General features: G+C 70.6%; 25 protein-coding genes and 1 tRNA gene. 7 read left to right on the top strand and 19 right to left on the bottom strand.

The window, feature by feature from the left end; all coding sequences use genetic code 11:
- Positions 1-31: 31 nt before the first annotated feature.
- The 6 genes from FY549_RS16395 to FY549_RS01240 all read right to left on the bottom strand — a co-directional run bounded on the left by FY549_RS16395 (position 32) and on the right by FY549_RS01240 (position 5,086).
- A complete protein-coding gene (locus FY549_RS16395) occupies positions 32-184 on the bottom strand; it encodes a hypothetical protein (RefSeq protein WP_187614895.1) in 153 nt (50 codons plus the stop codon).
- Between the two features lie 79 nt (positions 185-263).
- A complete protein-coding gene (locus FY549_RS01220) occupies positions 264-911 on the bottom strand; it encodes an HAAS signaling domain-containing protein (RefSeq protein ID WP_149083462.1) in 648 nt (215 codons plus the stop codon).
- Between the two features lie 2 nt (positions 912-913).
- A complete protein-coding gene (locus tag FY549_RS01225) occupies positions 914-1,240 on the bottom strand; it encodes a PadR family transcriptional regulator (RefSeq protein ID WP_149083463.1) in 327 nt (108 codons plus the stop codon).
- 47 nt (positions 1,241-1,287) lie between these two features.
- Entirely contained in the window at positions 1,288-2,196 is a 909-nt protein-coding gene (locus FY549_RS01230) for a sugar ABC transporter permease (protein ID WP_149083464.1), read from the bottom strand.
- 1 nt (position 2,197) lies between these two features.
- Positions 2,198-3,802, bottom strand: coding sequence for an ABC transporter permease subunit (locus FY549_RS01235; protein ID WP_149083465.1), 1,605 nt, complete (start codon positions 3,800-3,802; stop codon positions 2,198-2,200).
- Between the two features lie 72 nt (positions 3,803-3,874).
- Positions 3,875-5,086 (bottom strand): maltose ABC transporter substrate-binding protein, encoded by a 1,212-nt coding sequence (locus FY549_RS01240; RefSeq protein WP_149083466.1) that lies wholly within the window; start codon positions 5,084-5,086, stop codon positions 3,875-3,877.
- Positions 5,087-5,476: 390 nt separating this feature from the next.
- Here FY549_RS01240 and FY549_RS01245 point away from each other — a divergent pair, with 390 nt between their 5' ends.
- Together FY549_RS01245 and FY549_RS01250 are read left to right on the top strand one after the other, a co-directional pair.
- Entirely contained in the window at positions 5,477-5,965 is a 489-nt protein-coding gene (locus FY549_RS01245; RefSeq protein ID WP_149083467.1) for a YajQ family cyclic di-GMP-binding protein, read from the top strand.
- 412 nt (positions 5,966-6,377) lie between these two features.
- Positions 6,378-7,010 carry a GntR family transcriptional regulator gene (locus tag FY549_RS01250; RefSeq protein ID WP_149083468.1) on the top strand — a complete coding sequence of 211 codons (633 nt, stop codon included), beginning with the start codon at positions 6,378-6,380 and terminating at the stop codon, positions 7,008-7,010.
- On the opposite strand, the gene FY549_RS01255 is transcribed toward FY549_RS01250, so the two are convergent.
- The 6 genes from FY549_RS01255 to FY549_RS01280 form a co-directional block, all read right to left on the bottom strand.
- Positions 7,001-8,011 carry an alpha/beta hydrolase gene (locus FY549_RS01255; RefSeq protein ID WP_149083469.1) on the bottom strand — a complete coding sequence of 337 codons (1,011 nt, stop codon included), beginning with the start codon at positions 8,009-8,011 and terminating at the stop codon, positions 7,001-7,003. The genes FY549_RS01250 and FY549_RS01255 overlap by 10 nt on opposite strands.
- Before the next feature lie 37 nt (positions 8,012-8,048).
- The gene (locus FY549_RS01260; RefSeq protein WP_149083470.1) at positions 8,049-9,083 is read right to left on the bottom strand and encodes a hypothetical protein; all 1,035 of its coding nucleotides are present in this window, start codon (positions 9,081-9,083) and stop codon (positions 8,049-8,051) included.
- Between the two features lie 62 nt (positions 9,084-9,145).
- Positions 9,146-10,519, bottom strand: a complete 1,374-nt coding sequence (locus FY549_RS01265) for an FAD-dependent oxidoreductase (protein WP_149083471.1) — start codon at positions 10,517-10,519, stop codon at positions 9,146-9,148.
- 58 nt (positions 10,520-10,577) lie between these two features.
- Positions 10,578-11,639: a polyprenyl synthetase family protein gene (locus tag FY549_RS01270; protein ID WP_149083472.1), complete on the bottom strand. Its 1,062-nt coding sequence runs from the start codon at positions 11,637-11,639 to the stop codon at positions 10,578-10,580.
- A 43-nt stretch (positions 11,640-11,682) separates the two neighbouring features.
- Positions 11,683-12,402, bottom strand: a complete 720-nt coding sequence (locus FY549_RS01275; protein ID WP_149083473.1) for a class I SAM-dependent methyltransferase — start codon at positions 12,400-12,402, stop codon at positions 11,683-11,685.
- Positions 12,399-12,962, bottom strand: coding sequence for a DUF402 domain-containing protein (locus tag FY549_RS01280; RefSeq protein WP_149083474.1), 564 nt, complete (start codon positions 12,960-12,962; stop codon positions 12,399-12,401). Before FY549_RS01280 ends, FY549_RS01275 begins: the two co-directional genes overlap by 4 nt.
- Positions 12,963-12,997: 35 nt before the next feature.
- On the opposite strand from FY549_RS01280, the gene FY549_RS01285 reads away from it, so the two are divergent.
- On the top strand, positions 12,998-14,251 hold the full coding sequence (locus FY549_RS01285; protein WP_149083475.1) for an isochorismate synthase MenF: 1,254 nt from the start codon (positions 12,998-13,000) through the stop codon (positions 14,249-14,251).
- Between the two features lie 9 nt (positions 14,252-14,260).
- Here FY549_RS01285 and FY549_RS01290 read toward each other — a convergent pair whose 3' ends face one another.
- The 4 genes from FY549_RS01290 to FY549_RS01305 form a co-directional block, all read right to left on the bottom strand.
- The gene (locus FY549_RS01290) at positions 14,261-15,103 is read right to left on the bottom strand and encodes a polyphosphate kinase 2 family protein (protein ID WP_149083476.1); all 843 of its coding nucleotides are present in this window, start codon (positions 15,101-15,103) and stop codon (positions 14,261-14,263) included.
- Between the two features lie 16 nt (positions 15,104-15,119).
- Positions 15,120-16,769: a 2-succinyl-5-enolpyruvyl-6-hydroxy-3-cyclohexene-1-carboxylic-acid synthase gene (gene menD, locus FY549_RS01295; protein ID WP_149085936.1), complete on the bottom strand. Its 1,650-nt coding sequence runs from the start codon at positions 16,767-16,769 to the stop codon at positions 15,120-15,122.
- 14 nt (positions 16,770-16,783) lie between these two features.
- On the bottom strand, positions 16,784-17,134 hold the full coding sequence (locus tag FY549_RS01300) for a PLD nuclease N-terminal domain-containing protein (RefSeq protein WP_149083477.1): 351 nt from the start codon (positions 17,132-17,134) through the stop codon (positions 16,784-16,786).
- 191 nt (positions 17,135-17,325) lie between these two features.
- Entirely contained in the window at positions 17,326-17,610 is a 285-nt protein-coding gene (locus FY549_RS01305) for a hypothetical protein (protein ID WP_149083478.1), read from the bottom strand.
- An 87-nt stretch (positions 17,611-17,697) separates the two neighbouring features.
- Between FY549_RS01305 and FY549_RS01310 the strand changes: the two genes are divergently transcribed.
- Together FY549_RS01310 and FY549_RS01315 are read left to right on the top strand one after the other, a co-directional pair.
- Positions 17,698-18,351 carry a DsbA family protein gene (locus FY549_RS01310; protein ID WP_149083479.1) on the top strand — a complete coding sequence of 218 codons (654 nt, stop codon included), beginning with the start codon at positions 17,698-17,700 and terminating at the stop codon, positions 18,349-18,351.
- Between the two features lie 49 nt (positions 18,352-18,400).
- Positions 18,401-20,473: a bifunctional lysylphosphatidylglycerol flippase/synthetase MprF gene (locus tag FY549_RS01315; protein WP_149083480.1), complete on the top strand. Its 2,073-nt coding sequence runs from the start codon at positions 18,401-18,403 to the stop codon at positions 20,471-20,473.
- An 11-nt stretch (positions 20,474-20,484) separates the two neighbouring features.
- On the opposite strand, the gene FY549_RS01320 is transcribed toward FY549_RS01315, so the two are convergent.
- The gene (locus FY549_RS01320) at positions 20,485-21,756 is read right to left on the bottom strand and encodes an MFS transporter (protein WP_200839005.1); all 1,272 of its coding nucleotides are present in this window, start codon (positions 21,754-21,756) and stop codon (positions 20,485-20,487) included.
- A 70-nt stretch (positions 21,757-21,826) separates the two neighbouring features.
- On the opposite strand from FY549_RS01320, the gene FY549_RS01325 reads away from it, so the two are divergent.
- Positions 21,827-22,492 (top strand): TetR/AcrR family transcriptional regulator, encoded by a 666-nt coding sequence (locus tag FY549_RS01325; protein ID WP_149083481.1) that lies wholly within the window; start codon positions 21,827-21,829, stop codon positions 22,490-22,492.
- Here the strand turns inward: FY549_RS01325 and arfB are convergent.
- Complete coding sequence (gene arfB / locus FY549_RS01330) at positions 22,458-22,898, bottom strand: alternative ribosome rescue aminoacyl-tRNA hydrolase ArfB (RefSeq protein ID WP_149083482.1); 441 nt, start codon at positions 22,896-22,898, stop codon at positions 22,458-22,460. The two genes, FY549_RS01325 and arfB, sit on opposite strands and share 35 nt — an antisense overlap.
- A 38-nt stretch (positions 22,899-22,936) precedes the next feature.
- Positions 22,937-23,012: transfer RNA gene (locus tag FY549_RS01335), tRNA-Met, on the bottom strand.
- A 220-nt stretch (positions 23,013-23,232) separates the two neighbouring features.
- On the opposite strand from FY549_RS01335, the gene FY549_RS01340 reads away from it, so the two are divergent.
- Positions 23,233-24,060, top strand: a complete 828-nt coding sequence (locus FY549_RS01340) for an SDR family oxidoreductase (protein ID WP_149085938.1) — start codon at positions 23,233-23,235, stop codon at positions 24,058-24,060.
- Position 24,061: the final 1 nt, after the last annotated feature.

A 24,061-nucleotide genomic window follows, 5' to 3' on the forward strand; every position in this document is an offset into this window, starting at 1 on the left:
CCATTCGGGTGCGTCCCGACGCGCGCGCCCTTCACGGGAAGGCGTTGCGGAGGGCGTCGCCGGCGAACTGTGCCAGGACCGGCAGCATCGGCAGAGAGAGCCAGATGAGGGCACCGACGATCGCGGCGCACACGATGCCGGCGACCCAGCTCATCCCGAGGTTGCGTCCCCCCACCCGTGCCATGACTCCACCGTAGGACGGGGTCCCGCCGTGGGACGGGAGCAACGCCGTGCGACGATGCGGTCAGCGCGACGCGACGGCCTCAGCGGAGACCGCGCCCGCGCATCCGCCACAACAGCCACAGGCCGGAAGCCGGCACCAGGAGGAAGCCGAGGAGGATGAGGAGGTGCCATTCGCCGAAGCTCGGCAGGAGCGGGTTCGCGCCCGGAGGCACCTCGCCGCTCGTGGAGCTGCCGGAGGCCGACCCGGTCGTGAAGCCGGTCATGGTCGAGACGACGAGGAAGGACATCCCCGTGACGACGAAGGGCACGAGGATCGCGAGCGCCTTCTCCCAGGTCCGCCACAGCGCGCTGAGACTCACGAGCACCGCGCCCACGAACCAGCCGACGACCGGCACCACGATCCCGCCGAAGCTCAGGGTGAGCGCGGCCGCGATCGCGAAGCCCCGCGTCGCGGTCGTCGGCGTGCGCGGAGCCGAGGGCGCGGGGGCAGGCGCGGGGAACACGGCGGGCGGCGCCGTCGGCACCTCGTCTTCCGCCTCACGGGCGATCCCGCGGGGATCCCCCAGCCGGTCGATCCGCTCCGCGGTCGCCTCCGCATCGAGTCCGTCGAGCTCCTCCGCGATCCCACCGCGGATGTCGGAGGCGACGCCGTGCGGAAGCCCGCGCATCGCCTCGTCGAGCCGGGCCAGGTAGTCGTCTCGCAGTGCGGCTGCGGTCTTGTCGGTCATGGTCATCCTTCCCCCACCATGCCCGTGACGGCACGGGCGAACGGTGCCCACTGCGCCCGGAAGCGCGCGAGCTGGTCGACACCGGCGTCGGTCAGCCGGTAGTACTTCCGCACCGGCCCACTCTCCGACGGCCGGTCGAACGTCGTCACCCAGCCGTTGTCGCGCAGCCGCCCGAGCAGCGGGTAGAGCGTGCCGATGCTGGCGATCAGCCCGGCGTCGGTGAGTGCATCCGACAACTGCCAGCCGTACATCGGCTCGCGGGCGAGCAGGCCGAGCACGCAGTACTCGACCACGCCCTTGCGCATCTGAGCACCGACGTCCGCTGTCATGCGTCACAAGGTAGCATGTGAGGCACGCTAGTGCCAGAGCGGTGGGATCAGCCCTTGGTCGCCCCCGCCGTCAGTCCGCCCACGATGTACTTCTGGAGGAAGAGGAACAGCACCATGACCGGGATCGCCGCCATGACGGCGCCGGCAGAGAAGGCCGACCAGTCGGCGTACCGCGGGTTCGCCACGAGCTTGGTCAGACCGACGACGAGGGTCTGCTGATCCACGTCGACGAGCATGACGCTGGCGATCACGTACTCGTTCACCGTGCCGATGAAGGACAGCAGTCCCACGACGGCGAGGATCGGGGCCACCAAGCGCAGGATGATCGTGAAGAAGATCCGGGCGTGTCCGGCGCCGTCGATGCGGGCGGCCTCGTCGATCTCCTTCGGGATCGTGTTGAAGAACCCGTACATGAGGTACGTGTTCACGCCGAGCGCTCCCCCGAGGTAGACGAGGATCAGGCCGGTGTGCGTGTTGAGGCCGATCGCCGGGAACCAGTCCCCCAGCGTCGACATCAGCAGGAAGATCGCGACCACGGCGAGCAGCTGCGGGAACATCTGCACCACGACGATGGTGACGAGCCCCACGCGGCGGCCCGCGAAACGCATGCGGGAGAAGGCATAGGCGGCACAGGCTCCGATGAAGACGGTGACCGCACCCGTCACGACCGCGATGAGCAGCGTGTTCAGGAACCACGTCCCGTAGGGATTCTGCGGGTCGCTGAGAATGCGCACGTAGCTGTCGATCCCGATGGCCGAGAAGAGCTGGTTCGACCCGGTGAGGGTGCCCTGCGGGTTGAGGGAGGCCGACACGACGTACAGGAGCGGGAAGAGGGCGAACGCGCTCACGACGATTGCGACGAGGTGCCGCCAGCCGGTGTCGGCGAACCAGGCGCCGAAGGAGCGACGGGGCGGAGCCGTGCGGCGGGCGGGGGCGGTGCTGTGGACCGTGCTCATGTCAGTTCAGCTCCTCGAGGGCCTTGGTCTTGCGGAAGCTGATGATCGAGATCGTCGCGACCACGACGAAGATCAGGATCGTGAACGCGGAGGCGAGCCCGTAGTCGCGGGTCTGTCCGGTGAAGGCCACCTTGTAGACCATCGAGATGAGGATGTCGGTGTGGCCGACGGGGATCGACACGTCGCTGAAGCGCGGGCCGCCCTTGGTCAGCATGTAGATGAGGTTGAAGTTGTTGAAGTTGAACGCGAAGGACGAGATCAGCAGCGGCGCCACGGTCACCAGCAGCAGCGGCAGCTTGATCCGGCGGAAGATCTGCCAGGCGTTGGCGCCGTCCATGACGGCGGCCTCGTTCACGTCGTCCGGGATGCCCTGCAGCGCCCCCATGCACACGAGGAACATGTACGGGAAGCCGAGCCAGAGGTTCACGAGCAGCACCGACACCTTCGCCAGCACAGGGTCGGTGAGCCACGGGATCGCCGCACCGCCGAACAGCACCTGGTTGATGAACCCGAAGCTCTCGTTCATCATCCCCGCCCACACGAGCGCCGACAGGAACGCGGGGAAGGCGTACGGGAGGATGAGGATGATCCGGTAACCGTTGCGGAACCGCATCCGCGTGTTGTTGAACACGAGCGCCAGCAGCAGTCCGAGGAAAAACGTCGTCGCGACGGAGACGAGCGCGAAGACGAAGGTCCACACGGTGACGGAGATGAGCGGGCCGCGGATGGACTCGTCGGTCACGGCGCGGACGAAGTTGTCGAGACCGACCGTCGTCTGCCAGCCCGGCAGCAGCTGCTCGCCGTCCTCGGCGGTGAAGGCTCCGTCGCCGGTGTCGCTGTAGACCGTTCCGGTGGCGGTGTCCGTGATGGTGTCGGCATCGGCGTCGTACGCCAGCGTCGAGACGTAGAGGTAGCCATTCTGCCCGTCGGGGGCCCGGAGGCTGCCTTCATTCGGGTCGTCGCTGAAGGGGACGGAGAGCTGCTCCAGCTCTTCCGACAGGGTGAAGACCGTGGCGAGAGGCAGAGTGGTCCAGCCGTCCACCGCGACGGCCTTGCCGCCGTCGAACTCCGCGTCGACCTCGGCGAGCGGCTGCTCCGCCGTGCCGAGGAGCGCATCGCCGTCCTCGGGATCGGTGACGAGGAGCCCGTACGTACCGAACTGCTCGACCACCGTGACCGGGTAGGTCGGCGAGTCCTCGACGCGCTCCTGCGCGGAGGCGAGCAGGGACGAGATCGCCTGCTCCTTGCTCCCGTTGTGGCCCGTGCCGTAGTTCGTGAAGCCGATGTAGCCCGTGTAGAGGAGCGTGAAGACCTGGAAGAGGACGAGGAAGATGATCCCCGGCGTGAGGTACTTCGCGGCGATCCGCTTGCGGGAGAAGTAGATGTAGTTGACGACGACGGTCACGGCGGCGACGAGGCCGAGCACGAGCCATTCGCGCTGGGCGAGGAGCACGAACGCCGCGTACACCGCGATCGCGTCGACGATCGCGAGCAGCAGGATCTTCAGCAGCATCCACCCGATCGGCCGGGAGGCCGCCTCGGCGATCGTGGCCGCCTGTCGCTGGCGAGGCGTGGGGGGCGCGATGCGCTCTTCGGTGTCTGTCATGTCGTCCTCGTCATGGTCCTGCCGGGGGGGGCCAGGCGGCCCCCCCCGGCAGGGTCGTCATCTTGTCGGCCGTTACTTGATCGCGGCGGTCACGTCGTCGACGAGCTTCTGCCACGTCGCCTTCGGGTCCTGGCCGTTGATGATGGCCGCCTCGGCCACGCCCCAGAACTGCCAGACCGCACCCATCGCCGGGATGGCCGGCATGGGGACCGCGTCGGCGCCGACGGCCTGGAAGCCCGCGATGATCGGGTCGGACGCCGCGGTGTCGGCCGCAGCGGTCAGAGCCGGAAGGACGTTACCGGCCTTGAACAGCTCGAGCTGTACGTCCTCCGTGCCGAGGTAGTTGACGAGGAAGTCGTTCGCGGCGACCTTGTTCTTCGACTCGGCGCTCACGAAGAAGCCCTTGACGCCGGCGAACGGCGAGGCCGTCTCGCCCGTCGGGCTCGGGATCGGGTCGATCTCGACGTTGATGCCCGCGTCCGTGGCCGCGCCCACGTTCCACGGCCCGGTCAGCCAGAAGGCGGCGGTGCCGTCGAGGAACTGCTGCTTGGCGATCTCGCCGTCGATGTCGGTGTTCAGCGTGCCCGCCGTGCCCTGGGCGCCCAGCCAGTCGGCGAAGGCGAAGCCGCCCTGGCTGCCGAGCTGCAGGTCGGTCGGGTCGTAGCTGCCGCTGTCGTCGGTGCCGAAGACGGGAGCACCGAAGGCGGTCTGGAACGGGTACAGGTGGTACGGGTTGCCCTCGGCGCCCTGCTCGACGACGAACGTGCCCTTCGACACCATGTCGTCGAAGCTCGTCGCGGGCTCCGGGACGAGGTCGGCGTTGCGCAGGACGGCGATGTTCTCGACCGCGTACGGGAGCATGTAGACGGTGCCCTCGTAGGTCGCCGCCTGGAGCGCGACGGGGAGGTAGTCCTCTGCGCTGTCGCCGAGCTCGATCGGCGCGACGACGCCGTTGGTCGACAGCTCGCCGAGCCAATCGTGAGCGCCCATGACCACGTCCGGGCCCTTCCCGGTCGGCACCTGCTGGATGAAGTCGTCCTTCATGTCGTCGACCGACTTCCCCACGAGCTTGACCGTGACGCCGGTCTTCTCCTGGTACGCGTCCGCGGCGCCCTGCAGCGCATCGACGCGCTCGGCGTCGACCCAGACGGTCAGCGTGCCGCCGCTGTCTCCACCGGAGGAAGAGTCGTCGCCGCCCGATCCGGTCGAGCAGCCGGCGAGCGTCAGAGCCGAAACGATGGCGATGGCGCCCGCGGCGACCATGCCCCTCTTGTTCACCTTCATTGGTGTGTGCCTCTCTCAGAGCTGAGCGCCTGCAAGACTGCAAGCGCTTACAGTATGCATCGTTTCGAAAGGCGATCACAATCGAGAAGCGGCTTGATATCAACCTGTGACCGGCGCAGTTGCTCGGAGACGCCGTGGAAACGCTTCCATAAGAGCCCGTTTCCGGGCATCGCCACCCCGCTCCGCGCGGCCAGCACGGACCGTCGGATAGGTCGACGCTGCGGGAGGCGTCGTGGATCACCCGGTCGATCCACTCGCGGCGCACGAGTGTCGAGATCGCGTCGCGCGAGAACCAGCGGAGTTCGAGGACCTCATAGAGGTCCGGCGACGCTTCGCCGAGCAGTTCGCAGCCCACGGGACTTTCCGGACACGCGCGGATACAGTTGAGGCATGGCTGACAGTTCCTTTGACATCGTCTCGAAAGTGGATCGCCAGGAGGCCGAGAACGCCCTGAACCAGGCACGCAAAGAGGTGGAGCAGCGCTACGACTTCAAGGGGACCGGTGCTTCGATCGCCTGGAGCGGCGAGCAGATCCTCATCACCGCGAACACCGAGGAGCGCGCGAACGCCGTCCTCGACGTGTTCCAGTCCAAGCTCATCAAGCGCGGCATCTCGCTGAAGAGCCTCGACTCGGGCGAGCCCTTCGCCAGCGGCAAGGAGTTCCGCATCGTGTCGAGCCTGAAGGACGGCATCTCGTCGGAGAACGCGAAGAAGATCGGCAAGATCATCCGCGACGAGGGGCCCAAGGGCGTGAAGAGTCAGATCCAGGGCGACGAGCTGCGTGTGCAGTCCAAGAGCCGCGACGACCTCCAGGCCGTGATCGCGCTCCTCAAGGGCAGCGACCTCGACATCGATCTGCAGTTCATCAACTACCGCTGACGTCGCGCGCGTCGGCGAAAGGGCTCGGGACTTATCCCGGGCCCTTTCCTTTTCCCCGGTCAACGAATACCGAGATATCGGTGTTCTTCGCCGAGACTGGAAGCGGTCGCGACTCGTCGCGACTCCGACGCCATCCCCGCTCGACGCCCGATCGTCGCGGCGGATGCGCTTCGAGGATGCCGAGCCGGCTCTGGGGAGGGAACGGCGCCGGCCCCCGAGGCCCGCGTCGGCCCGGACCTGCCGTCGGCAGACGACGATCGGTCCGGGTTCAAGACACGCCTCCCCGCCCGCTGCGCGCCCCCCACGCGGATCGGCCCCCCGGAGGAGGCCTGACGGCAACGATGCGATCGTCTCCCCCTCCGTGCCCGGGAGGGGCGGGCGGTCGCACACAAGAGACGACCGGGGGCTGGCCATGGGGCACGTCGAGACCAAGAGCATCGGAGAGAGCAAGCAACTGCTGGCGGATGAGGTGTTCCACCACATCGCGCGGCTCATCACGGAAGGGGACTTCGCCGAGGGCGACCGCATCCGCGACGTGGACGTGGCGGATGAACTCCACGTCTCGCGGACGCCCGTCCGCGAGGCGCTGCAGCGCCTGGAACGCTTGGGGCTGGTGACGATGTACCCCAGCAGGTACACGGAGGTGACCGTTGTCACGCCACAGGTGGTGTCCGACTCCCTCGAGTTCGCCGGCTACCAGGGCGGTATCACGGCGCGGATGGCGGTCCCGCGACTGACCGCCGTCCAGCGCGAGCGGGTGCAGGAACTCGTCGCGCGGATGCAGGCCTCCCTCGGGGACGGCGCCGTCACCGCGCGCGAACGCTGGGCCGTCTTCGCGTACCTCGGCGAGCACTGTGGAAACCGCCAGCACCGGATGCTCATCCACGACGTCGCCGTCGCGGTGACACGGAATCTGCGCGGGTGGATGGTTCGTCCCGGCGATCGCGAGCGCATGCGGCAGGTCTACGCCGACTTCGCGGAGGCGGTTCGCCTCGGCGACGGCGATGAGGCGGAACGTCTCGCTCGCGCCATGTACTACGTCTGAGCCGCGCTCCAGCCGACGACCCAGCGGTGCAGGCGGCGATAGGCGTCCTCCCTGGCCCCATGTCGCGACAGGAAGACGTCGTGCAACGCGCCCTCGATCCGCTCGACCGTCACGGTGGAGCCCAGGCGCAGCGCGGCCCGGGCGATGTCGTCGACGACGAGGACCGAGTCGGCCGACGTCAGCTCCTCCGACCAGCGGGTCGGCGGCACGAACCGGGCTGACAGCAGCACGCAGACGGGCGCCTCGATGCCCAGTCCGGCGGCCACGGTCTTGTGTCCGGACAGGATCGCGTTGAGCCACCCGGCGTAGACGGCCATCGTCTGCACCGGACGCCACGCGGTGTTGACCTCCATCGGGTCGTCAGGGTCGGCCACCTCCTGCTGCGCGCGCGTGTAGTACCCGAGATCGACCTGCGGCGCGACGTCGAGTGGCCGGATGCGCGCCTGGAATTCGACCATCGGGGCGATGGCGGCGCGCACGGGCGCGAACTGGAACTCGAGCCAGGGACTGTTGAGGATCAGGGCATCGGCCGCACCCGGATGTCGTGCCGCCCACAGGCTCAGGGTCAAGCCGCCGGTCGAGTGCCCGAGCAGGATCAGGCGCCGACCGGCCTCCTCCCCGCCCTCTCCTCGCCCCATCGCGTCGAGGGCAGCCTCGATGTCCTCGTCGTAAGTGGACAGGTCGGTGACGTAACCGGGCGTCTGCCCCTCACGGAGGCTGCGGCCGTACTTGCGGAGGTCGAGAGCGAAGAACCGGGCGCCGCGAGCGGTCCAGAAGCGCGCGAGCCGCTTCTGGAAGAAGTAGTCCGACCAGCCGTGGACGTAGAGCACGTCCACGCCCTCCAGCAGCCGGCGCCGACGACGGGCCCGCTCCCACCACGGGGCGGAGTCCGGCAGCGCCCGGACGAGGGTCGCGACCACCGGACCCTGTTCGTCGCTGCCGAGGTCGAGCGTGAGCTGGGCGAACTCGTCACCGAGCACATCCGGGATCCACTCGGCCATGCGTCCTCCCCCTCGCGCCCAGGCTAGCCCACCGCGGTCACTCACCGCCGGGACGGGCGACAGTGAGGTCCTCCGCGACGGTGGCGCCGATCGACGCGAGGTCGTCGATACCGGAGCCCTCGAAGGTCGTGAGGCGCAGCCAGTCGCCACCGACCCGGAGGTCGAGCACCGTTCGGCCGAGCTCGTCGACCCCGGTAAGTGCGGCATCCGCGCCCTCGACCTTGACCTCGTCCTCCCCCTCGAGTTCCTCGAACGCCCAGGCACCGCCGGGCAGTGTCGTGAGGGTGATGTAGCCCTGCGCCGCGTACTCGTCCTCTTCCGAGGCGTAGTAGCAGTACCGGGAGCCGTTCCGCTCCTGGTAGACCTCGACCGGGATCGACCACCCTCCGAACGCATCGACGACGTGCACCTCCTCGGCGCCGACCTGCCCTGCGAGCTCGTTCGCCGTGAGGAAGCGCGTGCAGTCCACGCCCGCGACGGCGCTCTCCGGTACCTCCACCTCCCGCAGCGACGCCACGGCCGCGGCGCCGAGCCCGCGCAGGCCCTCCTCGAGCGTCGCGGTGTCGTCCGGCCCCTTCTCCGGGTCGACGACGGTCGCCGACACCAGCACGTCGCCGTCGACGAGCTGGAAGAAGCAGTACCCGCCGCTCTCGCAGCGGGCTTCCTCACCGGAGAACCCGCCCCGCGATTCCGCACCCGTGATGGTCTCCGCGGCACCGGGGAGGATCGTGACCTCCCAGTTGCGCTCCGTGGTTCCGGCGGAGCAGGCGATCCCGCCCGCTCGCTGGAACATGTGCTGCGCGGGTCCGGGGTACCAGCTCGGCGAGGACCACACGCCGAGAACCTCCGCCACATCGCCGTCGACCTCGCCGACGGCGCTCGTCATCGCCGCGGCGACGTCCGCGCAATCCACGTCGAACGCCGGAGTCGGAGCCGCCGCGGGTGCCGACGTCGGTGCCGGGGCGACCGCAGCCGTCGGCGTCCCGGTCGGCTGGACCTCCGGCTCGGGTGCGCAACCGGAGAGCAGAAGGACGGCAGCGGCGCCGAGGGCCACGAATGCACGGTGTCGCATGGCCTCAGCCTAGGGCCGGAGGAAGCGAGAGCCGCGGAGCACGCCGCGGCACCGGCTCGAGTTCACTCGCCGCGGGAGACCCGTACCATCTCTTCGCGCGGGACGACCTTCACACGCGCGCGCTCCTGCGGGGCGCCGAGGCCGATCTCGTGCTCGTCCAGACGGTGCCAGCCCTCGAGGTCCGTCCAGGCGACGCCGCGTTCGGCGAGCAGCGCCGGGATGGCGTCCTCCGACGGGTCCTCGGGGTGCCACCACGAGCCCTGGTCGTTGATGAGGTGACGGACGGTCTCCATGGCGTCGGACTTCGTGTGCCCGATGAGGCCGACCGGGCCGCGCTTGATCCAGCCGGTCGCGTACACGCCGGGGACGCGGTCGTTGGAGTCCTTCGCGAGCACCTGGCCCTCGTGGTTGGGGATGACGCCGTGCTTCTTGTCGAAGGGCACGCCGGGCAGCGGCGAGCCGAAGTAGCCGATCGCGCGGTACAGCGCCTGTACGGGTACCTCGCGCAGCTCCCCGGTGCCCACGGCGCCGCCCTGGCCGTCCGGCTGCGTGCGCTCGTAGACGAGAGCCGCGACGCGACCGTTCTCGTCCGTGCGAACCTCGACCGGCCGCGCCCAGAAGTGCAGGTGCAGGCGGCGCGAGGCCGTGCCGCCGGCGTTGTTGACCGAGTCGCGCTTGCGCCACGACTGCAGGATGCGGTCGATGACCATGACCTGCTTGTTGCTCGCCACCGCGTCCTTCGAGGCCTCGTCGTAGTCGAAGTCCTCGTCGTACACGACCATGTCCACGTCGCGCAGCTCGCCGAGCTCTCGCAGCTCCAGCGGCGTGAACTTGACCTGGGCGGGACCACGGCGGCCGAAGACGTGCACGTCCGTGACGGCGCTCGCCTTGAGACCCTCGTACACGTTCTCGGGGACCTCGGTGACGAGGAGGTCCTCCGCGTGCTTCGCGAGCATGCGGGAGACGTCGAGGGCGACGTTGCCGTTGCCCAGGACGGCGACCGATGCGGCGTCGAGCGGCCACTCGCGCGGCACGTCCGGGTGCCCGTCGAACCAGCTCACGTAGTCGGCGGCACCGTAGGAGCCCACCGCGTCGATGCCGGGGATGTCGAGCGTCGTGTCGCGGATCGCCCCGGTCGCGAAGATGACCGCGTTGTAGTGCTTCTTGAGGTCGTCGAGCGTGATGTCCTCGCCGAACCGGACGTTGCCGAAGAGGCGGATGTCGCCGCGGTCGAGCACGTCGCGGAGCGCCGTGATGATGCCCTTGATGCGGGGGTGATCGGGGGCGACGCCGTAGCGGACGAGGCCGTACGGGGCCGGCAGCTGCTCGAACAGGTCGATGGACACGTCGAACTTGCGCTCGGCCTTCAGGAGGATGTCCGCGGCGTAGATGCCGGCGGGGCCTGCACCGACGATGGCCAGTCTCAGCTTGGTCATGGAGGTCCTTTCGTGTGCCGTCGCGGCGGGCACCCGGGCGCGCGGCCCGTGGTCGGTGTCAGCTGGAGCGCTCGGCGAGGGTCTCGGCGAATCGGGTGAGCGCTTCGCGCACGGTGCCGCGCGGAAGGGCGGTGAGGGCGTCGATCGCCTCCTGCGTCCACGCGTGGGCGAGCTCGAGGGTCTTCTGGGTGACGGCGTGGTCGCGCAGCTCGTCCAGCGGTCCGTCGAGGATGGCGGGGTCTGCGCCGTCGGCGATGAGGGCCACACCGTCGTCGATACGGGCGGCGAGATCGGTCGCGGCGTCGTCGCCCTCCGCCTTGAGCAGGAGGTACGGCATGGTCGGGACACCGGCGCGCAGGTCGGTCCCCGGCACCTTGCCGGTCTCCTCGGGCTTGGCCGACAGGTCGATCACGTCGTCGAGGAGCTGGAACGCGACGCCGATCTTCTCGCCGTAGACGCGCAGCGGCTCTTCGTACTCCGCGGGGGCGTTCGAGAAGATCACGCCGCCCTGGGTCGCGGCCGCGATGAGGGAACCGGTCTTGTCGGCGAGGACCTGGATGTAGAAGGCGATCGGGTCGTCGTCCGGCTGCGGGCCGAGGGTCTCGTGCATCTGCCCGAGGACGAGGCGCTCGAACGTGTCGGCCTGGAGCCGGATCGCCCGCTCGCCGAGCCGCGACATGAGCTGGCTGGCGCGCGAGAAGAGGATGTCGCCCGTGAGGATGGCGATGTTGTTGCCCCACACCGTCTGGGCGGCGGGGACCCCGCGGCGGCGGTCGGCGCCGTCCATGACGTCGTCGTGGTAGAGCGAACCGAGGTGAGTGATCTCCAGCGCCTTCGCGACGTCGATCACCTCGCGGGTGTTGCCGTCGCCGAGCTGCGCCGCGAGCAGGGTCAGCACGGGCCGGATGCGCTTCCCACCGGCCTCGTAGAGGTAGCGGCTGGCGGCGTCCGCGAGCGGGTCGGCGACGCGGACGTCATCCGCCAGCCCGGTCTCGACCAGCTCCAGTCCGTCCTCGATGGTGCGGGCGATGCGACGCGCGGCGGGACCGACGAAGACGCGATCGCTGAAGCCGAGACGGCTCGCCAGTCGCGAACCCGGGGCGCTGGGGCTCGAAGTCACGCTCCCAGCCTACCTGCGCCGGGTGACGCCGTTCGCGCAGGTGTCACGCGGGCTTGCGAGCCCGGTGCAGGGCCACGATGCCGAAAGTGAGGTTGCGGTAGGCGACGTCCCGCCAGCCGGCCTCCCGGATCCAGGCCGAGAGGCGCTTCTGGTCCGGCCAGTCGCGGATCGACTCGTTCAGGTAGTCGTACGCGTCGCCGTTCGTGCCGGCGACGCGAGCCACGCGCGGCAGCACCTGGGCGTTGTAGAACCGGTAGGCGCCGCGGAAGAGCTTCGCGGGTGGAGTGGAGAACTCGTTGATGACGAGGCGGCCGCCCGGCTTGGTCACCCGGTAGAGCTCGCGCAGCGCCTTCTTCGGGTCGTTCACGTTGCGCAGCGCGTAAGACATCGTCACTGCGTCGAACTCCCCGTCCGCGAACGGGAGGGCCGTGGCGTCGGCCTGCACGAAGGACAGGTTCCGCATCGCACCGTGGCGGCGCTGCCCTTCGGCGAGCATGCCGGGCGAGAAGTCGGCCGCGACGACCTGGGCGCCGCTGCGGGCGAGAGAGGCCGAGGAGGACGCCGTGCCTGCGCCGAGATCGAGGATGCGCTCCCCCGGTTTCGGCGCGACGGCGCGCGTGGTCGCCGCCCGCCACAGCGCGTCGTTGCCGAAGGTCATCGCCGTGTTCGTGCGGTCGTACCCGGCGGCGACCTGGTCGAACATGCCGCTGACGCGGGCGGGGTCCTTGCCGAGATCGGCGCGGTTCTTGTCGTTCGCGGTCACGCGTCCAGTCTAGGCGCGAGCTCCAGGGCCTCCAGCCGGTCGAGCCACGGATCGGCGGTGGCATCGTCGAACGGCGCGGTCCGTGCCCGCACGCGGGTCTCGAGGTCGAGCGCCAGCTCCTCCAGGTGTCGCATGACGGCGGCCGGGTAGCCGTAGCGGGCGCTGTGCTCAGCCCACTCGTCGCGGTCGTCGACCCAGGTGCCGCGCTCGCCCTCGACCCGCACGACGTCGAGATCCATGTCGATGCCGGTCGCGAGCAGCGGGTCCTCGGACCATCGCACGTCCCACCCGAGATCGATGTAGACGCGCATGCCGCGGGGGTGCCGCCGGTTGACGGTGAGCGCGAAGTCGGCGCTCGGCGGGACGAGGGTGACGTTCGGTGTGGCCGCGTGGAACTCCGCCCCGGGGCGTGCGCTGTGCCACCCGGCGGGCTGTCCGACCCAGTCCCCCCAGCGGTCGGCGCCGAGGTACACGCATTCGTGACGCCAGTGCGGCGATCCGTCCCACTTGCGCCACTGGAAGATCATCTCGGCACCGGCTGCGGGACGCGCATCGCTCATCCGCCCACCCTACGTCCGCGGAATAGGCTGGAGGCGTGCAGCACACCCACCTGGTCGTGGAGACCCGAGAGATCGACCCGGTCGAGGACCTCCTCTCTTTCGCCGACCCCGCCCGCCCCCTCGCCTGGTTCCGCCGCGGCGACGGCATCGTGGCGGTGGGTGAGCCGGTCGCCGAGCTCCGCCCGCCGGCCGAACAGGGCCGCACCCGCCACGAGGCCCTCGCGAGACTCTGGCAGGGCGTCACCGCCGAGGCGGAGGTCTCCGACCCGCTGCGACTCCCCGGGACCGGACTCGTCGCGTTCGGGGCCTTCACGTTCGACGAGGCGTCGCGCGCTGACAGCGTGCTCACCGTCCCATCGCGGATCCTCGGCCGACTCGGCGACCGCTTCTGGGAGACGCACATCCGTCTCGCCGCCGACGACCGCATCGCTGCCCCCGTCGAGCCCCGGGAGTACGGGCCGCACTGGGCGGGCACCGTCGGCCCCGGGGCGCAGAGCCCGCAGGGGTATCAGGACGCCGTGCGGGGAGCGCTCGCCCGGATCGCGGAGGGCGGGCTCAGCAAGGTGGTCCTCGCCCGCGATCTCCAGGGGACCGTCCCGGCCGGCTCCGACCTGCGGCGCCTCGTCCGGGCCCTCGCGACCGGGTACCCGGACACCTGGGTCTTCGCTGTCGACGGGCTCATCGGCGCGAGCCCGGAGACCCTCGTCACCGTGCAGGAACGCACCGTCACCGCGCGCGTCCTCGCGGGCACCATCGGGCGCGGGGCCGACGCCGACGCCGACACCGTCGCATCGGCGCACCTCGCGTCGAGCACGAAGGATCTCGACGAGCATCAGTACGCGGTGCAGAGCGTGCTCGCGTCCCTGCGTCCGTACACCCGGGCCCTGGCGGCGAGCGAGCAGCCCTTCCTGCTCAAGCTGCCGAACCTCTTCCATCTGGCGACCGATGTGGAGGGTGAGCTCAACCACGGCAGATCGGCCCTCGACCTCGTTCGCGCCCTGCATCCGACCGCGGCCGTCGCCGGCACCCCGACTCCCGCCGCCATCGCCGCCATCCGCGACCTCGAGCCGTTCGACCGCGGGCGCTATGCCGGACCGGTCGGCTGGGTGGACGCGGACGGCAACGGCGAGTGGGCCATCGCCCTGCGGTGCGCGCAGTTCACCGAGACCGACGATGCGATCGCGGTCACCGCCTACGCCGGAGCGGGGATCGTCGCCGGCTCGGACCCGGAGAGCGAGCTCCTCGAGACGAGGGTGAAGTTCCGTCCGCTGGTCGACGCGCTCGCCTGAGCGCCCCACTCAGCTCGCAGCGAGACGCTTCTTCTCGGCCTCGACGTCGAAATCCGCGACCGGCCACTGCGGATCGATGTCCTCGAGCGCCGCGAGCAGCAGCTCCTGCACGGCCAGCCGGGCATACCACTTCGCGTTCGCCGGCACGACGTACCACGGCGCGGCCTCGGTCGACGTGCGGTCGAAGACGGTCTGGTACGCCTCCATGTACTGCGGCCACAGCATCCGCTCGTCCACGTCGCCCGGGTTGTACTTCCAGTGCTTGTCCGGCCGCTCCAGGCGCTCCATGAGCCGTGCCTTCTGCTCCTCCGGCGAGATGTGCAGCATGACCTTCACGATGCGGACACCGGATGCCGCCACCCTCTCCTCGAACCCGTTGATGGCGTCGTAGCGCCGCTCGATCTCCGCGGGATCCGCGAACGCGCGTACCCGCCCGATGAGCACGTCCTCGTAGTGCGAGCGATCGAAGACGCCGATGAATCCGGGGGCGGGCAGGCGCTTCTCGACGCGCCAGAGGAAGTCGTGCTGGCGCTCCTCCTCCGTGGGCGCCTTGAACGCGGCCAGTGCCACACCCTGCGGATCGACCCCGCCGACCACGTGCCGGACGATCCCTCCCTTGCCCGCGGAGTCCATCGCCTGCAGGACGAGGAGCACGGCGTCCTGCGCCGTGCCCGCGCGGCTCTCGGCGAACAGCCTTTCCTGCAGATCGTTCAAGCGGTCGAGACCTGCGGCGAGGTCGGCGACGCCGTGGGACTTGCCGTGGTCGTAGCCGGGCTTGCTGTCGGGGTCGACGTCGGCGAGACGGAAGCCGGGCCGCACCCGCAGGTTCTCCGTCCAGGTGTGCGCGTTCATACGCACATGATGCCAGTCACCGCGGCAGCGGCACCTCGATGATCTGGCGACCACCGCGAGGCGTCGTCAGCGCCTGGTCGAGCGCGGTCCGTGTCGTGACCCGCTGATACTCCCAGCCGTAGGCCAGGGCGAGGTGCTCCAGGCGCACCCCGTGCGGAGTGTAGAACATGCGGTCCAGGTGCGCGGAGGGGGCGGAGCCCGCCACCTCGAGGCCGTCGAAGATGGTGCCGCCGCCGTCGTTGCCGACGATGACCTGAAGGCGCGGCTCCGACTCATCCGTCGGGAACAGCAGCGCACCGACGTCGTGGAGGAAGGCGAGGTCACCCAACAGCACGCGGGTGACACCGGGCGCGCCGGAAGCCTGGCTCGCGACGGCGACCCCCGTTGCGGTGGCGATCGTGCCGTCGATCCCGGCGAGTCCGCGGTTGGAATGCACGGGGACCTTCTTGCCGCCGAGGACCTCATCGGCGACGCGGACGAGGCGCGACGAGCCGAACACGAGGCGGTCGTGCGGCCAGGTGGCCCGCCACACCGCGTCCACGAGGCGCTCCCGGTCGAGGGGGCGACGGACGGCGTCGAGCTCCGCGCGCACGGCGTCGCGGCGGGCGGCGAAGTCCGTGGAGGCGAGTCCTTCCGTGTCGGGAGCGTTCTCGCTGAGGTCGACGACCTCCTCGGCCGACGCGCGCATCCATGCCCCGAGCCATTCCCGATCCGCCGCGCCCGGAGACACCGCGACGGCGGCGACCGCGCGCGTGCGGTGGTTGAGGTTCAGCTCCTCACCGCCCTTGCGCACCGCGATCACCTCCACGTCCGCGCGGGACAGGAGGCGTGCGGCCTCGCGGCTGAGCGTGGGGTGTCCCAGCACGACCAACCGCTCGATGCGCCCGCCGAGCTCGTCGCGGGAGAGGAGCCGGCGGTACCCGTGCACCGCGTGTCGTCCGAATCGCGCGCCGCTGACGATCTCCGCGATGAGCGGCCACCCGCCCGCGTGCGCGATCTCCTCGGCATCCGCACCGGCATCAGCGCCCGCGAGGACCACCGTCCGCGGGCCGCGCTCCAGCAGCACGGCTTCCGGCACCGCGGTGCGCGGCGCCTCTCCCGGCGTGAGGGCGAGCGGGGGCATCGCTCCCGACAGCGGCTCCCGGGAGGGGAGGTTCAGGTGCACGGGGCCGGCGACGCCGGGCAGCCCGGACGGGGCATCCGCCGTCCCCAGCGCGACGGCGACCACGCGCGCGGCGAGGCCGTCCCAGTCGCCGTCTCCGGGGACGGGCGCGTCGATCTGCGCGCGAACCCAGGGATGGAAGAGCCCCTCCTGGACGGTGGCCTGGTTCGCCCCGACCCCGCGGAGCTCGGGCGGTCGATCCGCGGTGAGCAGCACCAGCGGCACCCCGGAGTGGAAGGCCTCCATCGTCGCGGGCAGGAGGTTCGCCACGGCCGTTCCGCTCGTGCAGACGACCGCGACGGGAACCCGCGTCTCGCGAGCGATGCCGAGGGCGGTGAACCCGGCGACGCGCTCGTCGATCCGGACGTGCACGCGCAGGGCTCCCTCGTCCGCGAAGGTCGCCGCGGCGAGCGCGAGGGCCTGCGAGCGAGACCCAGGGGAGAGGACGACGTCGCGGACGCCGTGGGCGACGAGGTCGGCGAGCAGGGAGGCGGCGGCCTCCATCGCGGGAGAGGACGTCACGGACGCGGATCCGCGGCGGGCGGCTCGTCGGTCTCCTCGTCGAGCCGCGCGAGCTCCTCCTCGAGCCGACGGATCCGGGCGTCCTGCTCCGCCTTGCTGATGCTGCGGAGGAACGCGGGGTCGTCGTCCGGGGCGACGGTGCGCGGCACGCCCTGATCGTTCCCCCGGCGACGGCCGATGACGAACCAGAGGATGCCGCCGATGACGGGGATGAGGATGACGATGGCGACCCATGCGGCCTTGCGCACGCCACGGTGCCGCGTCGCCGGCTGCACGGCGCAGTCCACGATGCTGTACACCCAGAACACGGCGGCGAGGAAGCCGCCGATGATCAGTAGTCTCGCCACCCCTCCAGTCTAGGCACGTCGCGGCCGACGCGGCCCGGGAGCGGCAAAGGCCCCGTTGCTAGACTGCGCGGGACATGCCGCCCCTCGCCCCCGTCCCGACGCCACGAGCGCGCGCCGAGCGGATCCTGCGGAGCCGGATCATGATCGCCGTCGGCCTCGCACTGCTCCTCGTGGTCGGCGCCTGGTCGGGGTCACACGGTTCGGCGGATGCGCATGCGGCCCCGTGCCTCGCTTCCGGCGTCTCGCAGCCCGCCGACGCCGCGGCTGCCGCGGGGCCCGTCGGCGAGACCGCTGCGGCGGAGCTGGCCGCCGACACCGCGGGATGCGTCATGGCGGCCCTCTGCTGCGTCGCCCTCGTCCTCCTCTTCCGGCAGCTGCGCACCCGGAGCGGTTTCCGTCTTCGCGGCCTCCGCCCCCCGGGCGATCGCCCCCGTCCGCGCCGGCCCCCGCCCGTTCCTTCCCGCGGTGTCGCTCATCCGTCTCTCGATCTCCCGCACCTGATCCGACGCCGGCCCCGGCCGCTTCCGCGGCACCCCCGTCGTATCCCCGTGTTTGGAGACCCCATGAAGACCCCCGTCAAAGCGACCCTCATCGCCCTCGCCGTCGCCGTCGTGCTGATCGTCGTCGGCATCGTCTACGCCCTCAGCCAGCAACCCGCGCAGCCCGACCCCGAAGCCGGTGAGAAGCTCCCCACGGCCCGCACCGACTCGCATGTCCTCGACGAGGGTGGCCCCGACGCCGTCACCGTCGTCGAGTTCCTCGACTTCGAGTGCGAGGCCTGCGGCGCGTTCTACCCGATCGTGGAGGAGCTGCGCGCGACCTACGAGGGCGACATCCGCTACGTCACCCGGTACTTCCCGCTTCCGGGTCACGTGAACTCGACGCAGGCTGCCCTGGCCGCCGAAGCCGCCGCGCAGCAGGGCCGCTACGAGGACATGTTCCACCGCCTGTTCGAGACGCAGTCGCAGTGGGGCGAGCAGTCCGCCGAGACGCCCGAAGTGTTCCGCGCGTTCGCGGACGAACTCGGCCTGGACATGGCCGCGTACGATGCCGCCGTCGCGGATCCGGCGACCCTCGCCCGTGTGCAACAGGACAAGCGCGACGGGGAGCGGCTGGGCGTGAGCAGCACCCCGACGTTCTTCGTCGACGGCGAGAAGGTCGAGCTGGTCGAGTGGAACGATCTGGAAGAGGCGATCGCGGAGGCCGTCGCCCGGTGACCACACCGGTGGGGTCGCTCCGCAGCGGCCCCACCTCTACGCTGAGCGCATGACCACGGAGCGCCCCTCGCCGACCCGCCTGGTGCTCGCGGCGCTCCGCACCACACCGGCCACCCTCACGCTGATCGGGACGATCCTCGTGGTCGGCATCGTCGGTCAGGGCCTCTGGCGCCCGTTCGAGGACTCGGCCCTCTTCCCGGCCGTCGCCTACGGTCTGCCCAATCTCGCGGAGGGGCGGTGGTGGACGCCCGTCACGGGCACCTTCTTCGTCAACGAGCCATGGGTGTACCTCTTCACCATCGCCGGGTTCTGGGGCATGGGCTTCCTGGAGCACCGCCGCGGGACCCGTGTCGCGATCGCCTACTTCACGGTCGGACAGCTCTTCGCGATTTTCGCCACCGCCCTGTTCCTGCTGCTGGTGTCACAGCTTCCGTGGGCCTGGGCACAGGCCCAGGCGCAGGCCCTCGACGTCGGGGCGTCCGGCGGAACCATGGCCTGCATCGCCGCCGCCGTCGGGCTGTTCCGCCCGCCGTGGCGCGTGCGCGCCTGGCTCGTGCTGCTCGGATTCGTGTTCGTGGCGATGATGTTCTGGGGCAAGCTCGCCGATCTGGAGCACTTGTTCGCGGTCTTGCTCATCCTCTTCGTCGACCGGAGCCTCCGGGTGCGACACACGACCGTGCGGGAGCAGCGGCTGATCGCCGTGATGGCGGTGCTCACACTCGTGACCATCGAGGTCATCACGGTCCTCGTGCCGACGGACGGCCCGTTCGGCCCCACGGATCCGGCGTCCGGCGGATTCATCGACACGGCGATCGACGTCGCGGTGATCCTATTCATCGCGAACGGGCTGCGGCGCGGTCGCCGATGGGCATGGGTGGTCGCCGTCATCCTCGGTCCCCTCAACGTGCTCGCCGCCACCCTGGTCCTGGTCCTCATCATCCTCACGAGCGAAGCCCAGCTCGAGACGGTGATCGACGCGGAGACCGAGCTCACGCTCGCCACGGGCGTGCTCTGGGCGCTGGTGCTGGTGTACCTCGTTGCGGTGCGCCGCGCCTTCCGTGCCCGGCGTTCGACGAGGCTCGGCCGACAGCCGGCGCCGACGGTCGACGAACTCCGCCGGGAGCTGCGCGCACATGGTGGGGGCACCCTCTCCTGGATGACGACGTGGGAGGGAAACGGCTACGCCCGCGTGGACGGCGGGATCGTCGCCTACCAACGCCGGAACGGCGTCGCGCTGGCCCTCGCCGACCCGATCGGTCCGGCGGAGTCTCGTGCGGCGGCCGTGCGGGACTTCATCCGAACAGCGGAGGACGCCGGCCTCGTGCCGTGCTTCTTCAGCGCGGACGAGGCGACGAGGGCGGCGGTGCCCGAGACCTGGCGCAGCCTCGTCGTGGCCGATGACACGATCGTCGACCTCCCCGGCCTCACCTTCACCGGCAAGCGCTGGGGCCCGGTGCGGACGTCGCTCAACCGCGCGGGACGGGAGGACATGACCTTCCGCCTGACCCACCTGTCGGCCGAGACGTGGGCCGTGCAACAGCAGCTCCGCGCGATCTCCGAAGCGTGGGTCGGCGACAAGGACCTCCCGGAGATGCGGTTCACGCTCGGGACCCTGGAGGAGGCGGAGGACCCCGAGGTCCGGCTCGCCCTGGCGATCGCTCCGAACGGCGACGTCGACGGCTTCCTGTCCTGGCTGCCCGTGTACGGGGAGGGCGGGGTGGTCCGCGGCTGGACGCTCGACCTCATGCGGCGCCGCGAGGGCGGCTTCGGGCCGGTGATGGAGTACCTGATCGGCTCCTCCGCGAAACGATTCTCCGAGGAGGGCGCGGAGTTCATGTCGCTCTCGGGGGCGCCCCTCGCGCATGACTACCCGCCGGACGCGGGGGTCATCGCCGCGCTGAGCGACCGGCTGGCCGGCGCGCTGGAGCCGGTCTACGGCTTCCGGTCGCTACACCGCTTCAAGGAGAAGTTCCACCCTCGCTACGAGACCATGTACCTCCTCTTCCGCGACGAGAGCGACCTCACCCGGATCGGCGGTGCGCTCACCCGAGCCTTCCTCCCCGACGCCACGCTGCGGCAGTTCGCGGGCGCCGGGATGGAGCTCGTCCGCGGCGAGCGCTGAGACTCGACAGGTCAGCCCGGCGTCTCGACGAACGCGCCGGGTACCGCCGCGGCGGGACGCTTCGCCGTGTTCGCGATGTGCGCCCTGGCGACCACGATCGCCGCGACGACCATGATGCCGACGCCGAGCCAGTAGGGGGCGGCGTGGCTGACGGCGGTATACAGGACGGCAGCGATCACCGGTGCGACCGTGCTCATCGCGGCGTTGAGGGACTGCGTGGCACCTCCGAGCCACCCCTGCTCGTCATCGCCGACGGCATTGGACATCGCTCCGTCCATCGCGGCCTGGGCAGCACCCTGACCGGCGGCGAGCAGGAGCGCCCCGAGGATGAAGAGCCACGGCTGGGCGAGCAGCGACGCCACCACGGCGAGTCCGGCGAGTCCGATCGCCTGCGCGACGACCGCACTCACGATCACGCCGCGCTCCCCCAGCCGCGGCAGAAGGAAGCCGAGCAGCACGCCCTGGATGAGGATGTCGATGATGCCGACGCCGGCCGTGAGCAGGCCGATCTGCGTCGGCCCCCACTGGATGGCGTCCAGGGCGAGCACGCTGAAGTTGTTAACGAAGAACCCGAACGGCAGCGCGAGCAGTCCGAACGCGATCATGAGCCCCCGCAGCTCGGGACGACGGAACGCGGTCCGGAACACCCCGAACGGCTGGATGTCCCGCAGGGCGATGCGGGTGATGCGGTTCTCCGGTCGCAGGCTCTCAGGTAGCAGGAAGATGCTGAGGATCGCGATCGTGAGGCCGACGGCTGCCGTGAGGAAGACGGGGAGGCGCAGATCGATCGCGGCGAGGAGGCCGCCGATCGCCGGGCCGATCATGGTGCCGATGCCGGTGAGCGCACCCAGGAGACCGAAGCGCTGGGCTCGCTTCTCGGGCGGTGTGATGTCGGCGAGGTAGGCGAACAGCGCCGGGAGGTCTCCCGCCGTCAGCCCCTGGATGACGCGGGCGAGCACGAGGACCCAGATCGCCCCGCTCAGCCCGAACAGCGCCATGGAGAGGGCGGCACCGAACGCCGCGACGATGATGACGGGCCGCCGTCCGAACCGGTCGGAGAGCCGCCCGAGGAGCGGCGCGGCGAGGAAGGCGCACAGGCCGTTGACCGCTTCCAGGACGCCCACCCACAGGGCGAGGTCGCGCTCGTGCGTGACGTACTGCAGCACGACGAACGGCAACACGGGGAGAACGACGGTCATGCCGATGACCGTGAGCATCGTCAGCACGACGAGCATGATCCAGGCGCGGCCGGCGCCGCGGACGGGACGGTGGAGTGAAGTCATACCGAAAGTGTAGCGATACCAGTTTTGGTGTCAATACACGTTTGCGTCGAGTGCGCGCTAGGCTGGCGGCATGACGACGCCCCCACCGCTGGGCCGCCGCGAGCGCAAGAAGGCCGCGACCCGCAAGAACATCTCCGACGTGGCCACGCGGATGTTCCTGGAGCGCGGATTCGACAACGTCAGCATCCGCGAGGTCGCCGACGCCGCCGACGTCTCCCCCACGACGGTCTTCGCCCATTTCCCGCAGAAGGAGGCGCTCGTCTTCGACGAGGACGACGAGCAGCGCGACCGCCTCGTCTCGGCTGTGCGCGACCGCCCGGCCGGCGTGACGATCAACCGGGCCATCCACGACTTCTATGCCACCGAGATCGGCGCCAACCTCGACGAGCACGGCGACGACGTCGCCCGTGTCTTCCTGCGCTTCCTGACCGAGACGCCGGCGCTCCGCGACTACGCCTCGAAGATGTGGCTGCGCCACGAGGACGCGCTCGCGGACGCCATCGCCGACGAGCTCGGTATCCCCGCCCCGACGCCCGAGATCCGCGTGTACGCGCGATTCGTCCTCCAGATGCAGATCCTCGTCACCGAGAGTGACGACCAGCAAGGCGTGCTGGATGCCGGATCGGCGCTCCTCGAACACGGCTGGGCTCCGATCGAGGAGCGGCTCACCGGTCCCCGAGGCGACGGGGCGCCCTCCGACGTCAGTCCTCGCGCGGGCGCCGACGCAGGGTCTTGACGTCCGTGCGGCGATGCTTCGCCGTCAGCCGCCGCTCCTTCGACCCTCGACTGGGCTTCGTCGCCCGACGGGCTGGCGCCGGCGGACGCACCGCCTCGGCGACGAGGGCGGCGAGCCGTTCCCGGGCGGCCTCCCGATTGCGCAGCTGTGCGCGGTGCTCGGACGCGGCGACCGTCAGCACGCCGTCGACCAGCCGGCCACCGAGCCGCTCGCGGAGCCGGTCACGCTGCGTCGGCGACAAGGCCGCGGAGTTCGCGGCGTCCCACACCAGCTCCACCCGGGAGTCCGTGGTGTTCACGCCCTGCCCTCCCGGCCCCGACGATCGCGAGAACCGCCACGACAGCTCGGCCTCCGGGATCGTCAGCCCTGCGGAGACCCGGAGTCCGGGGCGAGGGGCGGAAGGCATACGTCCATCATCCGGGATGAGCGGGCGAGGAGGCCGAATGGACGCGACGGCGGGAGTCGAACCCGCAACGCCTCCGGATATGAGCCGGGGCCCGGGACCGCCCGGATCGCCGCGATGGGGATGACGCTACCCGGCCGTGATCGTCCCCGCCAGGACGGTTCCGCGGGGTGACACTGTGCGTCGCCGCATGACGGGAACCGCTAGCGCCGGGGCGCCGTGTCGTCAACCGGTTCGACCTCCCGGAAGGGTCGCCGTACCGTCGCTCGCACCGATGACGCCCGACCAGGAGGCCGACATGTCCGAATCCCAGCACAACGACAAGACCCCGACGCCGATGGCGGAGGCCGGTGAGCCGCAGGCCCGGCTGGAGGCCGAGGCCCGGCGAGCCATCGTGACCGGGGCGGACTCCGGGATCGGCCGGGCGACCGCCGTGGCCCTCGCCGCCGCAGGCATCGACGTCGGCATCACGTGGCACCGTGATGAGGCCGGCGCCCAGCAGACCGCGGACGAGGTGCGCAGTCATGGTGCCCGCGCGGTCGTCGCGCAACTCGACGTGTCCGACATCCCGGCCTGCGGCGACGTGATCGACGGTCTGATCGCCGAGCTCGGCGGCGTCGACGTGTTCGTCAACAACGCCGGGGCCGGACTGCAGACCCCGTTCCTCGATGTCACTCTCGACGAGTGGAACCGGGTGCTCGACACCGACCTCACGGGCGCCTTCGTCTGTCTCCAGCGAGCGGCCCGCTCGATGGTGACCGCAGGGCACGGGGGACGACTCATCGCCGTGACGAGCGTGCACGAGCACCAGCCGATGGTGGGGGCCAGCGCCTACGACACCGCCAAGCACGGCCTCGGCGGCCTCATGAAGAACCTCGCCCTCGAGCTGGGCCGGTACGGCATCAGTGCGGTGAGCGTCGCTCCGGGCGAGATCGCGACCCCGATGACGGGACAGACCGATACGGACCCGCATGCCGAGGACCGTCCGGGAATCCCGCTCGGACGCCCCGGCGACGCCCGCGAGGTCGCCGCTCTGATCGCCTTCCTGGCATCGCCCGAGGCCGCCTACATCTCCGGAGCGTCGGTCGTGATCGACGGCGGGATGCTGCAGATGGGCCCGCAGGCGGGTGCGGCGATCCAGAGCCACGACTGGCGCACGGTCTGAC

Source organism: Microbacterium sp. 1S1 (genome assembly GCF_008271365.1).
GTDB lineage: Bacteria > Actinomycetota > Actinomycetes > Actinomycetales > Microbacteriaceae > Microbacterium.

Coding starts and splice junctions, on each gene's coding strand:
- FY549_RS16395 (WP_187614895.1), bottom strand. CDS start 184: ATGGCACGGGTGGGGGGACGCAACCTCGGGATGAGCTGGGTCGCCGGC.
- FY549_RS01220 (WP_149083462.1), bottom strand. CDS start 911: ATGACCGACAAGACCGCAGCCGCACTGCGAGACGACTACCTGGCCCGG.
- FY549_RS01225 (WP_149083463.1), bottom strand. CDS start 1,240: ATGACAGCGGACGTCGGTGCTCAGATGCGCAAGGGCGTGGTCGAGTAC.
- FY549_RS01230 (WP_149083464.1), bottom strand. CDS start 2,196: ATGAGCACGGTCCACAGCACCGCCCCCGCCCGCCGCACGGCTCCGCCC.
- FY549_RS01235 (WP_149083465.1), bottom strand. CDS start 3,802: ATGACAGACACCGAAGAGCGCATCGCGCCCCCCACGCCTCGCCAGCGA.
- FY549_RS01240 (WP_149083466.1), bottom strand. CDS start 5,086: ATGAAGGTGAACAAGAGGGGCATGGTCGCCGCGGGCGCCATCGCCATC.
- FY549_RS01245 (WP_149083467.1), top strand. CDS start 5,477: ATGGCTGACAGTTCCTTTGACATCGTCTCGAAAGTGGATCGCCAGGAG.
- FY549_RS01250 (WP_149083468.1), top strand. CDS start 6,378: ATGGGGCACGTCGAGACCAAGAGCATCGGAGAGAGCAAGCAACTGCTG.
- FY549_RS01255 (WP_149083469.1), bottom strand. CDS start 8,011: ATGGCCGAGTGGATCCCGGATGTGCTCGGTGACGAGTTCGCCCAGCTC.
- FY549_RS01260 (WP_149083470.1), bottom strand. CDS start 9,083: ATGCGACACCGTGCATTCGTGGCCCTCGGCGCCGCTGCCGTCCTTCTG.
- FY549_RS01265 (WP_149083471.1), bottom strand. CDS start 10,519: ATGACCAAGCTGAGACTGGCCATCGTCGGTGCAGGCCCCGCCGGCATC.
- FY549_RS01280 (WP_149083474.1), bottom strand. CDS start 12,962: ATGAGCGATGCGCGTCCCGCAGCCGGTGCCGAGATGATCTTCCAGTGG.
- FY549_RS01290 (WP_149083476.1), bottom strand. CDS start 15,103: ATGAACGCGCACACCTGGACGGAGAACCTGCGGGTGCGGCCCGGCTTC.
- menD (WP_149085936.1), bottom strand. CDS start 16,769: ATGGAGGCCGCCGCCTCCCTGCTCGCCGACCTCGTCGCCCACGGCGTC.
- FY549_RS01305 (WP_149083478.1), bottom strand. CDS start 17,610: ATGAGCGACACCGCGGGAAGGAACGGGCGGGGGCCGGCGCGGACGGGG.
- FY549_RS01310 (WP_149083479.1), top strand. CDS start 17,698: ATGAAGACCCCCGTCAAAGCGACCCTCATCGCCCTCGCCGTCGCCGTC.
- FY549_RS01315 (WP_149083480.1), top strand. CDS start 18,401: ATGACCACGGAGCGCCCCTCGCCGACCCGCCTGGTGCTCGCGGCGCTC.
- FY549_RS01320 (WP_200839005.1), bottom strand. CDS start 21,756: ATGACTTCACTCCACCGTCCCGTCCGCGGCGCCGGCCGCGCCTGGATC.
- FY549_RS01325 (WP_149083481.1), top strand. CDS start 21,827: ATGACGACGCCCCCACCGCTGGGCCGCCGCGAGCGCAAGAAGGCCGCG.
- arfB (WP_149083482.1), bottom strand. CDS start 22,898: ATGCCTTCCGCCCCTCGCCCCGGACTCCGGGTCTCCGCAGGGCTGACG.
- FY549_RS01340 (WP_149085938.1), top strand. CDS start 23,233: ATGGCGGAGGCCGGTGAGCCGCAGGCCCGGCTGGAGGCCGAGGCCCGG.